General features: G+C 58.5%; 12 protein-coding genes. 9 read left to right on the top strand and 3 right to left on the bottom strand.

Annotation, left to right across the window (positions count from 1 at the left end):
• Positions 1 to 74 precede the first annotated feature (74 nt).
• Positions 75 to 1,685 carry a glycoside hydrolase family 28 protein gene (locus tag NAC44_RS06710; RefSeq protein ID WP_250939347.1) on the bottom strand — a complete coding sequence of 537 codons (1,611 nt, stop codon included), beginning with the start codon at positions 1,683 to 1,685 and terminating at the stop codon, positions 75 to 77.
• A gap of 48 nt (positions 1,686 to 1,733) precedes the next feature.
• A complete protein-coding gene (locus NAC44_RS06705) occupies positions 1,734 to 1,988 on the bottom strand; it encodes a hypothetical protein (protein WP_250939345.1) in 255 nt (84 codons plus the stop codon).
• On the opposite strand from NAC44_RS06705, the gene cysS reads away from it, so the two are divergent.
• From cysS to rarD, 8 genes are all read left to right on the top strand, one after another.
• Positions 1,987 to 3,372 carry a cysteine--tRNA ligase gene (cysS, locus tag NAC44_RS06700; RefSeq protein ID WP_250939343.1) on the top strand — a complete coding sequence of 462 codons (1,386 nt, stop codon included), beginning with the start codon at positions 1,987 to 1,989 and terminating at the stop codon, positions 3,370 to 3,372. The genes NAC44_RS06705 and cysS overlap by 2 nt on opposite strands.
• A 75-nt stretch (positions 3,373 to 3,447) precedes the next feature.
• Positions 3,448 to 3,699, top strand: coding sequence for an antitoxin (locus tag NAC44_RS06695; RefSeq protein WP_250939341.1), 252 nt, complete (start codon positions 3,448 to 3,450; stop codon positions 3,697 to 3,699).
• Between the two features lie 14 nt (positions 3,700 to 3,713).
• Positions 3,714 to 4,121 (top strand): type II toxin-antitoxin system VapC family toxin, encoded by a 408-nt coding sequence (locus NAC44_RS06690; RefSeq protein WP_250939323.1) that lies wholly within the window; start codon positions 3,714 to 3,716, stop codon positions 4,119 to 4,121.
• A gap of 2 nt (positions 4,122 to 4,123) precedes the next feature.
• The gene (locus NAC44_RS06685) at positions 4,124 to 4,612 is read left to right on the top strand and encodes a GFA family protein (RefSeq protein ID WP_250939320.1); all 489 of its coding nucleotides are present in this window, start codon (positions 4,124 to 4,126) and stop codon (positions 4,610 to 4,612) included.
• Positions 4,609 to 5,076 carry a GFA family protein gene (locus NAC44_RS06680; protein ID WP_250939318.1) on the top strand — a complete coding sequence of 156 codons (468 nt, stop codon included), beginning with the start codon at positions 4,609 to 4,611 and terminating at the stop codon, positions 5,074 to 5,076. The genes NAC44_RS06685 and NAC44_RS06680 overlap by 4 nt, the downstream gene beginning before the upstream one ends.
• Entirely contained in the window at positions 5,073 to 6,035 is a 963-nt protein-coding gene (gene pip / locus NAC44_RS06675) for a prolyl aminopeptidase (RefSeq protein WP_250939316.1), read from the top strand. The genes NAC44_RS06680 and pip overlap by 4 nt, the downstream gene beginning before the upstream one ends.
• Positions 6,036 to 6,064: 29 nt before the next feature.
• Positions 6,065 to 7,705, top strand: a complete 1,641-nt coding sequence (gene cimA, locus NAC44_RS06670; RefSeq protein ID WP_250939314.1) for a citramalate synthase — start codon at positions 6,065 to 6,067, stop codon at positions 7,703 to 7,705.
• Positions 7,706 to 7,833: 128 nt separating this feature from the next.
• Positions 7,834 to 8,742, top strand: a complete 909-nt coding sequence (gene rarD, locus NAC44_RS06665; protein WP_250939312.1) for an EamA family transporter RarD — start codon at positions 7,834 to 7,836, stop codon at positions 8,740 to 8,742.
• Here the strand turns inward: rarD and NAC44_RS06660 are convergent.
• Positions 8,731 to 9,351 carry an LOG family protein gene (locus NAC44_RS06660; protein ID WP_250939311.1) on the bottom strand — a complete coding sequence of 207 codons (621 nt, stop codon included), beginning with the start codon at positions 9,349 to 9,351 and terminating at the stop codon, positions 8,731 to 8,733. The genes rarD and NAC44_RS06660 overlap by 12 nt on opposite strands.
• A gap of 333 nt (positions 9,352 to 9,684) precedes the next feature.
• On the opposite strand from NAC44_RS06660, the gene NAC44_RS06655 reads away from it, so the two are divergent.
• Positions 9,685 to 11,637, top strand: coding sequence for an Ig-like domain-containing protein (locus tag NAC44_RS06655; protein ID WP_250939300.1), 1,953 nt, complete (start codon positions 9,685 to 9,687; stop codon positions 11,635 to 11,637).
• Positions 11,638 to 11,842 lie beyond the last annotated feature (205 nt).

Below are 11,842 nucleotides of genomic sequence, written 5' to 3'. Positions count from 1 at the left end.
TACCTTTGCCCTTTTCTTTCAGGCTTTTCCCTTCTTTTCCTCGATAAATGACCCCGGTATGACAAAGGCTCTTCTCAAGGCGCGGCATCCGTAAGGTCGGAGAGAGCGACGAACCTCTGGGCACAATCAGCCGGTTGGCGCATAAGATCGGTGATCTTGCCGCTCACCATAAAATTGTGGGCCGGGTCACTGACAAGCTTTGCCGAAAAACTGACCGGTCCCGGACCGAGCGTGAGGCGGGCATTTTGCGCGGGAACGGCATTTTTCCCATTTGCCGATCCGGTCAGTTGCGGCGGCTCGCCATCAAACACCACGCCATCCAGCGTCAGATCGACCGGCAACACACTCGCGCCGTTGCTGAAGCCGTTGAGGACGATTTTTCCGCCGTGAAACCGCTTCGAACCGGTATCGTGAAACTGTCTGAGCACGATGCCGGTGAAATCCGGCTTCGCCGGGCCCTCGGCATCGGTATAGCGCGTGTCAAAAACCAGAGGATAGGGTTCGTTGCGCATGCAGATATCGCGGAACACCACATCCTTCACCCGCCCGCCATGAACATGGTCCGATTTCAGCCGCAAACCACGGCTTAGAGGGCTGTCGCCGCCATCCATGGTCAGGTCGTCGACCAGAATATCCTCGACCCCGCCTGCGGTTTCCGAACCGATGGAAAAACCGTGACCGTAATAGAAGTGATTATGGGCAAAGACCATATGCCGAGACGGACCGTCACCGGCCTTGATCGCCACATCGTCATCGCCGGTGCTGATGACGCTATTGGCCAGAAGCACCTGCGATGACTGGCCGGGATCGAAGCCATCGGTGTTTTTCACCGTATCCGGGGTAAAGCAGGTGGCGGGGGTCATTTTGTCCGGCGTCGTGCCGTCCGGGCAGGTATAGCCGGGCTTGCTGTAGACGGCAGAGGGCGACAGGATCGTGATGCCCCATGCCGTCAGCCCCTTCACTCCATCCATGGCGACATGGAAATTCGGGCTGTTGAGCAGTGTTATATCATGCAGGGTGATGTCTTTGCCGCCGTCGATCTGCACCAGCCGGAAAACATGCTGATGCAGCCCCTGTTTCGATTGATAGGCGACATCCCACCAGGACCGCTTGCCGGCATTTTCGCCCGACAGAAGCAGCGAACCGCCGCGCCCGTCAATCCGGCCGTGACCGATCAGGCCGGAACCGACCGTATCTTTCATCTCGATCAGCGGCTTGCAGGTCTTTTTCGTTGAATGGTTGGCCGTTCCGCAATCGCCCTCGCCCGTGTCATAGTCTTTCGGGTCACGCGAGGCATAAAGCGTCACCCCCTTTGCCACCCAGAGCGAGACGCCGCTTTTCAACTGCAAAGGGCCGGTCAGAAAACCGTCCTCGCCATTGACGCCCATGGTCAGTTTCACCGCACCGGCGGCACAGCTGTCGATGGCCTGCTGCAGCCGGGCCTGATCGGGATGGGTGGTCTTGCCATCGGCATCGACGGCATCAAGAGAGCCGTGCACCGAGCGATAGCTGGCTTTGAGAGTCGCGCAGACCGTGGCGGGCGGCTGGGGTGCCGCGATCTCCCCCCAGGGGGTGGCCACTGTTTCGCCGCCCTCCGCCATAGCCCATGATGGCAAGATCAAGGCAGACGCCATCAGCAGCGCGAGGGTCAGACTGCGATGGGCAGCGGCGCGAGGTCTAGACATGAAGGGCTCCAGAAACATAGCGGGCGGTCAAGATGTGTTGCTATGGCGTCACAAGATGGCAAGAGCATGATTTTGTCCAGTCACACGGCATTCAGCAACAATCTTCCCCATTCCATGCAGCACCCCTTGACCGAAGCAGGAGAGCGCGCCATAAGTTTTCCCATGAAAACGAGCACCTGCATCATTTGCCGGATCATTATTCGCTAGCGCATTCGCTGGCCCGGCCGTTTTCGTCTCCTGAACAAGTCCCAGATGACAAACGCTCCGGTCCAGCCGGGTATCATCACGTCTGGAGACTGCCATGGCCGAGGGCCTCAAGCTTTACAATACATTGACACGCAGCAAGGTCGATTTTACCCCGATCGACGACAAGAACGTGCGCATGTATGTCTGCGGCCCGACCGTCTATGATTATGCCCATATCGGCAATGCCCGCCCCGTGATCGTGTTTGATGTGCTCTATCGACTGCTGAGGCACATTTATGGCGAAACGCACGTCACCTATGCCCGCAACATCACCGATGTCGATGACAAGATCAATGCGCGGGCCTTGCGCGATTTTCCCGCTCTGCCGCTAAATGACGCCATCGCCAAAGTGACACAAAAGACGGCGGATCAGTTCCACGCCGATGTCGCGCGGCTGGGCTGCCTGCCGCCCACCGTCGAGCCGCGGGCCACCGACAATATCCAGCAGATGATTGATATCATCCAGACCTTGATCGCCAGGGGCCATGCCTATGTGGCGGACGGCGAAGTGCTGTTCGATACAAAATCCATGGCGGCTTACGGCCAGCTTTCCAAACGCAATCTGGATGAGCAGCAGGCGGGCGCCCGCATTGCCGTCGAGGCACACAAGAAAAACCCCGGCGATTTCGTGCTGTGGAAACTCTCCAGCGACAACGAGCCCGGCTGGGACAGCCCTTGGGGCCGTGGGCGTCCGGGCTGGCATATCGAATGCTCGGCCATGTCGAAACGCTATCTCGGCGAGGTTTTCGATATCCACGGCGGCGGGCTGGACCTGATCTTCCCGCACCACGAAAACGAGATCGCCCAATCTTGCTGCGCCAACGGCACCGAGGTCATGGCCAATGTGTGGATGCATAACGGCTTCGTGCAGGTGGAGGGCAAGAAGATGTCCAAATCGGACGGCAATTTTGTCACCATCAACGAATTGCTGGACACGGAGACTTTCGGCGGGCGAAAATGGCCAGGTGAAGTGCTGCGTCTTGCGATGCTGATGACCCATTATCGCGAGCCGATCGATTTTTCGGTGAAGCGGCTGGAGGAAGCCGAACGGCTGATGGCAAAATGGCCAACCGCCGAAGATACCGACATGTCTGCGGATGGCTGCATTCTGGAGGCTTTGGCAGATGATCTCAACACCGTCGCCGCCGTTCAGGCCCTGCATGGATTGGCCAGCGAAGCCAATGCCAATCCGGAAAAGCTGGGCATCTTTGCCGCCAGCGCCGCCCTGCTCGGCGTGCTGCCGAAAAAGGCCGAGGTGAGCGACGATCTGAAAGCCGCCATTCAGGCTCTGGTCGATATGCGCCTTGAAATGCTGAAAGCGAAAAACTTCACGGAGGCTGACAAGATCCGCGACGATCTCGCCGCAAAAGGCATTCAGCTCAAGGACGGCAAGGACAAGGAGACCGGCGAGCGGGTGACCACATGGGAGATGAAACGGTGATTTGCAGGCTTCGGTTAAATGGCATATGCTAAGGCCTATGCCTATACTTGATCAAGGCAGTTGAGGGAGGCGACAATGAGCGCAACACAGGAAAGACATGTGCGGGTGTTCAAGAACGGTCGTAATCGTGCCGTGCGCATTCCCGTTGAATTCGACTTTCCCGGCGATGAGGTGATCATGCGCAAGGAGGGCGACCGGATCATTCTGGAGCCCCTCACTGACAAGACACAAAATCTTGTCGACTGGCTGCGCAGCCAACCGCCTGTCGAGGAGGATTTCCCCGATTTTGATCTGGCTGAACCACCACCGAGAGCGGTCGATCTATGATAACCGCGCGCTACATGCTCGACACCAACATCATCTCGGATGTGGTGCGAAATCCGATGGGCAGAGCGGCTGACATTGTCCATGACCTCAAGCATGACGATATTTGCCTGAGTTCTATTGCCCTGTCTGAAATCCTGTTTGGCATAGAAGGCAGAGGCTCCGAGCGGCTCACACGTCGGGTTGAAGGGGTATTGGAACGGATTACCGTCATTGCCTATGATGATCTGGCGGCCCGTCACTATGCAGAGATTCGGACCACCCTGGAACGGCAGGGGCGGATGATCGGCTCGAATGACCTGTTTATTGCTGCCCATGCGCGCGCGCTGGATATGGTTCTCGTCACCAACAATATCCGCGAATTTTCGCGTGTTTCCGGGCTGAAACTGGAAAACTGGCTCGAAGTGGAAAGGGAGGAGCGATAGCCATGTCGGACACGGTCCATACCGGCGGCTGCCAATGCGGTGCGATCCGCTTTCGTGTCGAGGGCGCGCTGAAAGACAGTTCCATCTGCCATTGCCGCATGTGCCAGAAGGCGTTTGGAGCCTATTATGCGCCGCTGATTTCCACGCGCGGCGCCGATCTCGTCTGGACACGGGGAGCGCTGAAATATTTCCAGTCATCAAATCATGTCAGGCGCGGCTTCTGCGGCGATTGCGGCACGCCGCTGACCTATGAAGCCCCGGATGGCGTCGCCATTGCCGCAGGCGCTTTCGACGATCCGGCAGCCGTACCGCCGAGTGTGCAATTCGGCGTGGAGGGCAAGCTTGCCTTCGTCGATCATCTGGCGACACTGCCCAACCGCCATACCGATGAGGATATGGAAAACGCCCCGTTTCTCAACGATCTCATCTCTTACCAGCATCCGGACCACGACACGGCAATCTGGCCGCCAAACAAGGAAACGAACCCATGAGCGAGGTTTTCACCGGAGGATGCCAGTGCGGCGCGGTGCGGTTTCGTGCCGAAAAGCTTGGGCGGCCCTCCATCTGTCATTGCCGCATGTGCCAGAAGCAGTTCGGCAGCGTCTTCGCGCCTCTCGTTACCGCTGATCAGGCGCATCTGACCTGGACACGCGGCCAGCCGACGCTGTTTCGCTCGTCTCAAAAAATCAAGCGCGGCTTCTGCAACACATGCGGCACACCGCTGACCTATCAGAGCGAGGACGGCGTGGAACTGGCCATCGGTGCCTTCGATCATCCCGAAAAGATTGAGCCGGAAATTCAGGTCAATTATGGCAAGCGCATTCCCTGGATCGATCATCTTTTTGAAAAACCGAAATTTTCCAGCCCCGAATACGATGCCAAATGGGCGAATATTGAAAGCTGGCAGCATCCCGATCACGACACGGACCATTGGCCCCCGGAGGATGAGGCATGAGTGAAACCCTGCGCGGTTTTTATCCCGAAATCGAGCCCTTCGAGACCGGCTTTCTCGATGTTGGCGATGGTCATACCATCTATTGGGAGCGGGTTGGCACCAAAGGGGCAAAGCCGGCCGTCTTCCTGCATGGCGGCCCCGGTGGCGGGGTCAACCCCAACCAGCGGCGGGTGTTCGATCCGGCTCTGTACGATGTGATCCTGTTCGACCAGCGCGGCTGTGGCCGCTCCACACCCCATGCGCATCTGGAGGCCAACACCACATGGCATCTGGTGGCCGATATTGAGCGTTTGCGCGAAATGATCGGTGTGGACAAATGGCTGGTCTTCGGCGGCTCCTGGGGCTCCACACTGGCGCTGGCCTATGCTCAAACCCATCCCGAGCGCGTCAGCGAGCTGGTCATGCGCGGCATATACACGCTGACAAAGGGTGAGTTGGACTGGTATTATCAGTTCGGCGTCTCGGAAATGTATCCCGACCGCTGGCAACGCTTTATCGCTCCCATTCCACCGGAAGAGCGCCATGAGATGATGGCCGCCTATCACCGCCGCCTGACCGGCGGCGACAAGGCGCTGCAGATTGAATGCGCCCGCGCCTGGAGCCAGTGGGAGGCGGCAACGATTTCGCTGGTTCCCGATCCCGATCTGATCGAGGATTTTGGCGAGGATCACTATGCACTCGCCTTTGCCCGCATCGAAAACCACTTCTTCATGCATGGCGGCTGGCTGGAAGAGCGACAATTGCTCAACAATGCCCATAAGCTCAACGGCATTGCCGGCGTGATTGTGCATGGCCGTTACGACATGCCCTGCCCGCTGCGCTATGCCTATGAATTGTCGCAGGTCTGGACAACGGCGGAGTTTCACATCATCGAGGCGGCAGGCCACGCGATGAGCGAACCCGGCATTCTCGACCAGCTGATCCGGGCCACCGACCGTTTTGCCGGAAAGACCGCCTAACCTTCCATTCTGCCTTTAAGGAGGCAAGCATGACCCGTGAAAAAATCACTCTCTTCGACACCACGCTTCGCGACGGCCAGCAGACGCCGGGCATCGATTTTTCCGTCGAGGACAAGATTGCCATTGCCGCCATGCTGGACAATTTCGGGCTGGATTATATCGAGGGCGGCTATCCGGGCGCAAACCCCACGGACACGGCTTTTTTCTCGAAAAAACGCACGGGACGCGCCGCCTTCACCGCTTTCGGCATGACCAAGCGGGCCGGTGTTTCCGCCGCCAACGATCCGGGTCTTGCCGGGCTTTTGCAGGCGAAAAGCGATGCCGTCTGTCTCGTTGCCAAGAGCTGGGATTATCATGTCAAGGTGGCGCTCGGCTGCACCAATGACGAAAATCTCGAAGCGATCCGTGACAGCGTTGCCGCCGTGACCGCGGCGGGCAAGGAGGCTCTGGTCGATTGCGAGCATTTCTTCGATGGCTACAAGGCCAATCCCGCATATGCGCTCGCCTGCGCCAGAACGGCCTATGAGGCCGGCGCGCGCTGGGTGGTGCTGTGCGACACCAATGGCGGCACCCAGCCGCCGGAAATACGCCAGATCGTAACCGCACTGGTTGCGGCGGGCATTCCCGGCGCCTGTCTTGGCATTCACGCCCATAACGATACCGGACAGGCTGTTGCCAATTCGCTTGCCGCGATAGAGGCTGGCGTGCGCCAGATTCAGGGTACGCTGAACGGCATTGGCGAACGCTGCGGCAATGCCGATCTCACCACCCTCATTCCGACATTGGTGCTGAAAGAGACCTATGCCAGCCGTTTCGAGATCGGCATCACCCGCGAAAAACTGGTGGAACTGACCGGACTTTCCCATGCCTTCGACGAGCTTCTAAACCGCTCGCCCAACCATCAGGCACCTTATGTCGGCGCCTCGGCTTTCGCCACCAAGGCCGGCATCCATGCCTCCGCCCTGCTCAAGGACCCGAAGACCTATGAACATGTGGAGCCCGGCTCGGTCGGCAATTTCCGCAAGGTCATGGTATCGGATCAGGGCGGCAAGGCCAATTTCATCAACGAGCTGAAACGCCGCGGCATAGAGGTCGCCAAGGACGATCCGCGTCTCGACACGCTGATTGCTTTGGTCAAGGAGCGCGAGGCCTCCGGCTACGCCTATGAGGGAGCCGATGGCAGTTTCGAACTGCTGGCGCGGCGCATTCTCGGCTCCGTGCCGTCCTTCTTCACCGTCGAAAGCTTTCGCGTCATGGTCGAGCGGCGCTTCGACAGCCATGGCCAGTTGAAGACGGTTTCGGAAGCGGTGGTGAAGATCATCATCGACGGCGAGATGGTGATGTCGGTGGCCGAAGGCGACGGTCCGGTCAATGCGCTCGACATTGCGCTGCGCAAGGATCTCGGCAAGTTCCAGTCGGAGATTTCCGATCTCGAACTCAAGGATTACAAGGTGCGCATTCTCAATGGCGGCACCGAGGCCATCACCCGCGTTCTGATCGAATCCGGCGATGACAGCGGCCAGCGCTGGTGGACGGTCGGCGTGTCAGAAAACATTATCGACGCCTCGTTTCAGGCGCTGATGGATGCGCTGATCTACAAGCTGATGAAGAACCGGGCGAAAGCAATACCCGCAAAGGAAGAAGCCGCATTCTCTGCCTGCAATGCGTAAGGAAAAGCGGCAACGGCATCTTTATAGATCACGTGCAATGAACAATGCTTCAAGGGAATGAATTTGTTCTCTGCCGAGCAAGGGCGTAACGCCTTTTACAATCCAATGTGAAAAGGGCGAAAACTCCCATGACGGATAAGGTGGCAGCGATGGACAATTCGGATCGCCCTCAGGGCTTCGTCTTTGCGCTGGCCGCCTATTTCCTCTGGGGGTTTCTGCCTTTCTACATGAAGGCGGTGGCGCATATTCCACCGACGGAAGTGCTGGCGCACCGGGTGCTCTGGTCTATCCCGGTTGCAGGCATCGTGCTGATTGCCCTGCGGCGGCTGGAGGATTTGAAACGCGCCTTCCGCACACCGAAAATGCTGGCCATGGCCAGCGTGACGGCGGCGCTGATCACCGTCAACTGGGGCATTTATGTCTGGGCAATCGGTGCGGGCCATGCGCTGGATACCGCGCTTGGCTATTTCATCAATCCGCTGTTTTCGGTGTTTCTGGGTGCGGTACTTTTGAAAGAAAAGCTGAAACCGGCACAGATCGCCGCTCTGGCGCTGGTCGTGGTGGCCGTTGTCATTCTCACCATCGATGCGGGGAAATTGCCGCTGATTGCCCTCAGCCTCACCTTTTCCTGGGGGTTTTATGCGTTTTTTCGCAAGACGCTGCCGATTGGCCCCAATCAGGGCTTTCTTCTTGAGATCCTGTTGCTGTCGCCCTTTGCCGTGGCCTATCTGATCTATCTTGGTGTTACGGGACAGGCGCATTTTCTCGGCTCGGTCCCCGGCGACAGCCTGCTTCTGGCAGCAAGCGGGCTGGTCACGGCCGTCCCGCTCATTCTCTATGCCAATGGCGCGAAACTTCTGCGGCTCTCCACCATCGGCATCATGCAATATATCGCCCCGACGATGATCTTTCTCATCGCCGTCTTCGCCTTTCATGAGGATTTCAGCACGGCCAAGGCAATTGCCTTTCCGCTGATCTGGGCAGCGCTGGTGATCTATACCCTGCCTATGCTGAAAAGAAGACCGTCAAAGACGTGAGATCACCGCGTCGTCACCCTTCAGGCGGCCAAGATCTTCCCAGCGATCCATGATCGAGGGCACCACATCCTCGATGGCGTCAATGATCAACGGTTGAACCTTGTGAGCCGTGTGGACGAAGCCTTCCTCGCGCATATGGCTGAGAAGGTCGAGCATCGGCTTCCAGAAACCGCCGATATTGGCGAAAACCATCGGCTTTTCGTGACGGCCAAGCTGAGCCCAGGTCATGATCTCGACGATCTCCTCCAGCGTGCCGATGCCGCCGGGCAATGTGACAAAGGCATCCGCCCGCTCGAACATCTTGTGCTTGCGCTCATGCATGTCTTCGGTGACGATCAGCTCGTTCAACTGTCCGAGAGAATGGCGTGTCGCCTCCATATCCACGAGAAATTCCGGTATGATGCCGGTAACATGGCCGCCTTCGCCAAGAACGCCAGCGGCCACGGCGCCCATGATGCCCTTGGTGCCGCCGCCATAAACCAGCCTCAGACCATGGGCGGCAATGGCGCGGCCAAGCGTGCGCCCGGCTTCGATATAGGCGGGATCGCGTCCGGGCCGGGAGCCGCAATAGACGCAGATGGATCGAATCGGCATGTGTGTCTCTGTCATACCTCTAGATGACAGCGAGGACACCGGACGGTCAACAGGTTTGACGGGGAAGAGCAGCCTGCGCAACAGGATGATTGTGGCAAACAAGCTGACGAAATGGTGAGGCAAGGTCCGCTGGGTAATGATGAAGGCAAAAGGCTGTGAGCTACCCCCGCAAGCCCATGGCTACGCTTGTGTCTTGACAGAGAAATGGTTAGCACTTTCTTGGGCTGGGATATTAGGGCCTGAGCTATGATATCAGGGCCATGACGGGACCGGAACGGGGACATGTTTCCGGCCCTTCAACTGAAGTCCTGATTTTGGCGGAACTGTTCCGCTCGGAGAGATGAAGTTATGAAAAATCGCGCCGGCTGGCTTGCAATCATCGTGCTTGCCATCGCCATTGCCCTGATGGTGTTTTTCATTCTGCCTAATCTTCATAAGGGCAAGGAGGCGGCATCGAACACGCCTGCTGTGTCTGCCCCGCAGCCTGCCGCGGTGGCGCTCAACCAGTCTGCCGATGGCAGCAAGACTGTCCGGGCGAAAACGGCAGCACCGGATAAGGCCGAAGCCATCCGTAAGACGCTTGCCAAGGCGAAGACTTCGGTTGATGCGCTGGAAACGCTGTTTGCCGGCGACAAGCTTCCGCCCGTTGATGCCTATAACGCAGCACGATTGACGGCGATGACCGCCCTGAAGGCATTACAGGCGGCAGACCCGGCAGATGTCGTGGATGCGGCGCTCAAATCAAGCCTGATCAATGCGCAGAAAGCAGCGTCGCGGGCGCTGGAACTGCTGGCCGAACTGCCGGACGCGCCAATGGATGCCGCCGATATGGTTGCCAACATTGCCCGCGTCATGCGCGGCGAACCGGAAATCGCTCCTGCCCCCAAGGGCACGCCGCGCTTCGATGTGCTGCGGGTGGAAAAAGACGGCTCGACGGTGATTGCCGGTTCCACAGCCCCCGGCGCCACTGTTGATGTCATCGATGGTGACAAGACCATTGCCAGCGCCAAGGCGACAGAGAACGGCGATTTCGCCATCGTGCTCGACAAACCGCTCAGCCCCGGTGACCACGCCATTGATCTCAAGGCGACGACGAAAGATGGCAAGGCCCTGTCCTCGCGGCAGGAAGCGACGATTTCCGTGCCTGAACAAGGCAAGGGTGACGTGCTGGCTATGGTGACCACACCCGGTGAGGCGAGCCGGATGATCACTCTGCCGCAGGAGGTCGGCAAAGACGCAGCCGAAGCCTCTGACGCTGCCGCACCCAGCGACGCGGCAAGCCCGGCAACGGCCCCGGCAGACAAGACGACCCCCGCCCCGATACAATTGCAGATCACAGCTGTCGAACTCGACGGCGACCAGATTTTCGTGGCTGGCATGGGCCCGAAAAACCGCGACGTGACAGCCTATGCGGACAACAAGCTGATCAATTCCGGTACGATCGATGACAAGGGGCATTTCGTCATCGACGGCACCATGCATCTCGAGGTTGGCCAGCATATTGTCAGCGTTGATCTCAAGGATGAAAACGGCAAGGTCGTGCTGCGCGCCTCCGTACCGTTCAACCGTCCGGCGGGCGATCAGGTGGCGGTTGCCGCCCCCGACAAGGATTTGAGCGCAAATGGTGGCACAAGCTCCGGCAAGGCCGGCAATGCGCCCTTCGACATGACGCGCGACACGCTGGCCAAGTCCTTCGCCCTGCTCAGCAATCTGTTTGCCGATGGCAAGACGCCACAGCTCGATGCGCTCGCCGCTGCCCGCTCGGCTCTGGAACTGGCGCTGAAATCGCTTTCCGAATTCCATCCCGGCAATGATGTCGACGCAAAAACCGCCGCCTTCATGCTGGAGATGGGCAAGAATGCGCAAAAGGCGCTTTCGGCGTTGAAACAGGTGACGCAAGGTTCAGCAAGCGATATGGCACAGGCTCTGCCCGGCCTGAAACCGCTGGTGCAGGCGGCTTTGCAACCGATGCCGCAGGCTGAAACCGCCGTCTCGATGAACGAGGCCAACCCGCCGACCATATCCCAGCCGCCGCTGGAAAAAAGCAGCAATATGGTGATCATCCGCCGCGGTGATACGCTGTGGCAGATTTCCCGGCGGGTCTATGGCGAGGGCGTGCGCTACACCACGATCTATCTCGCCAATGCCGATGCTATCCGCAATCCCGACCTGATCGAACCGGGCCAGACCTTTACCGTGCCGGACAAGGCCCTGCCGCAGCCGGAGGCGGAAGCCATTCACCGGAACTGGATGCTGGAACACAAGCTGGTGGTGCCAAAAGACCAAGCGCCGCAACCATAAGGATCAAAGAGCAGAAACCGTTCGGGCTGACATGGCCGGGACGGTTTCTGATCCTGCCCTTTCCACATTCTGCCAGCATCTCTTCCCCTTTGTTTCCTTTCATGACCATCCTACTGTATAATTCCTTGAATCGGGATCGATTGAATGTGGAAATGACGCAGTAGATTGAAAATGTTACATCGTTCTTTGTGCGCTATATTTTGCT

Source organism: Allorhizobium sonneratiae (assembly GCF_023700755.1).
GTDB classification, from domain to species: Bacteria; Pseudomonadota; Alphaproteobacteria; order Rhizobiales; family Rhizobiaceae; genus Allorhizobium; species Allorhizobium sonneratiae.
The sequence above is the reverse complement of the archived record's forward strand: the minus strand, read 5'-3'. Positions and strand labels throughout refer to the sequence as shown.

Bases quoted from the DNA above. Each gene is read 5' to 3' on its own strand.
- NAC44_RS06710 (WP_250939347.1), bottom strand. From the start codon at position 1,685: ATGTCTAGACCTCGCGCCGCTGCCCATCGCAGTCTGACCCTCGCGCTG.
- NAC44_RS06680 (WP_250939318.1), top strand. From the start codon at position 4,609: ATGAGCGAGGTTTTCACCGGAGGATGCCAGTGCGGCGCGGTGCGGTTT.
- NAC44_RS06655 (WP_250939300.1), top strand. From the start codon at position 9,685: ATGAAAAATCGCGCCGGCTGGCTTGCAATCATCGTGCTTGCCATCGCC.
- NAC44_RS06660 (WP_250939311.1), bottom strand. From the start codon at position 9,351: ATGACAGAGACACACATGCCGATTCGATCCATCTGCGTCTATTGCGGC.
- rarD (WP_250939312.1), top strand. From the start codon at position 7,834: ATGACGGATAAGGTGGCAGCGATGGACAATTCGGATCGCCCTCAGGGC.
- NAC44_RS06685 (WP_250939320.1), top strand. From the start codon at position 4,124: ATGTCGGACACGGTCCATACCGGCGGCTGCCAATGCGGTGCGATCCGC.
- NAC44_RS06690 (WP_250939323.1), top strand. From the start codon at position 3,714: ATGCTCGACACCAACATCATCTCGGATGTGGTGCGAAATCCGATGGGC.
- cimA (WP_250939314.1), top strand. From the start codon at position 6,065: ATGACCCGTGAAAAAATCACTCTCTTCGACACCACGCTTCGCGACGGC.
- pip (WP_250939316.1), top strand. From the start codon at position 5,073: ATGAGTGAAACCCTGCGCGGTTTTTATCCCGAAATCGAGCCCTTCGAG.
- cysS (WP_250939343.1), top strand. From the start codon at position 1,987: ATGGCCGAGGGCCTCAAGCTTTACAATACATTGACACGCAGCAAGGTC.
- NAC44_RS06705 (WP_250939345.1), bottom strand. From the start codon at position 1,988: ATGGCAGTCTCCAGACGTGATGATACCCGGCTGGACCGGAGCGTTTGT.
- NAC44_RS06695 (WP_250939341.1), top strand. From the start codon at position 3,448: ATGAGCGCAACACAGGAAAGACATGTGCGGGTGTTCAAGAACGGTCGT.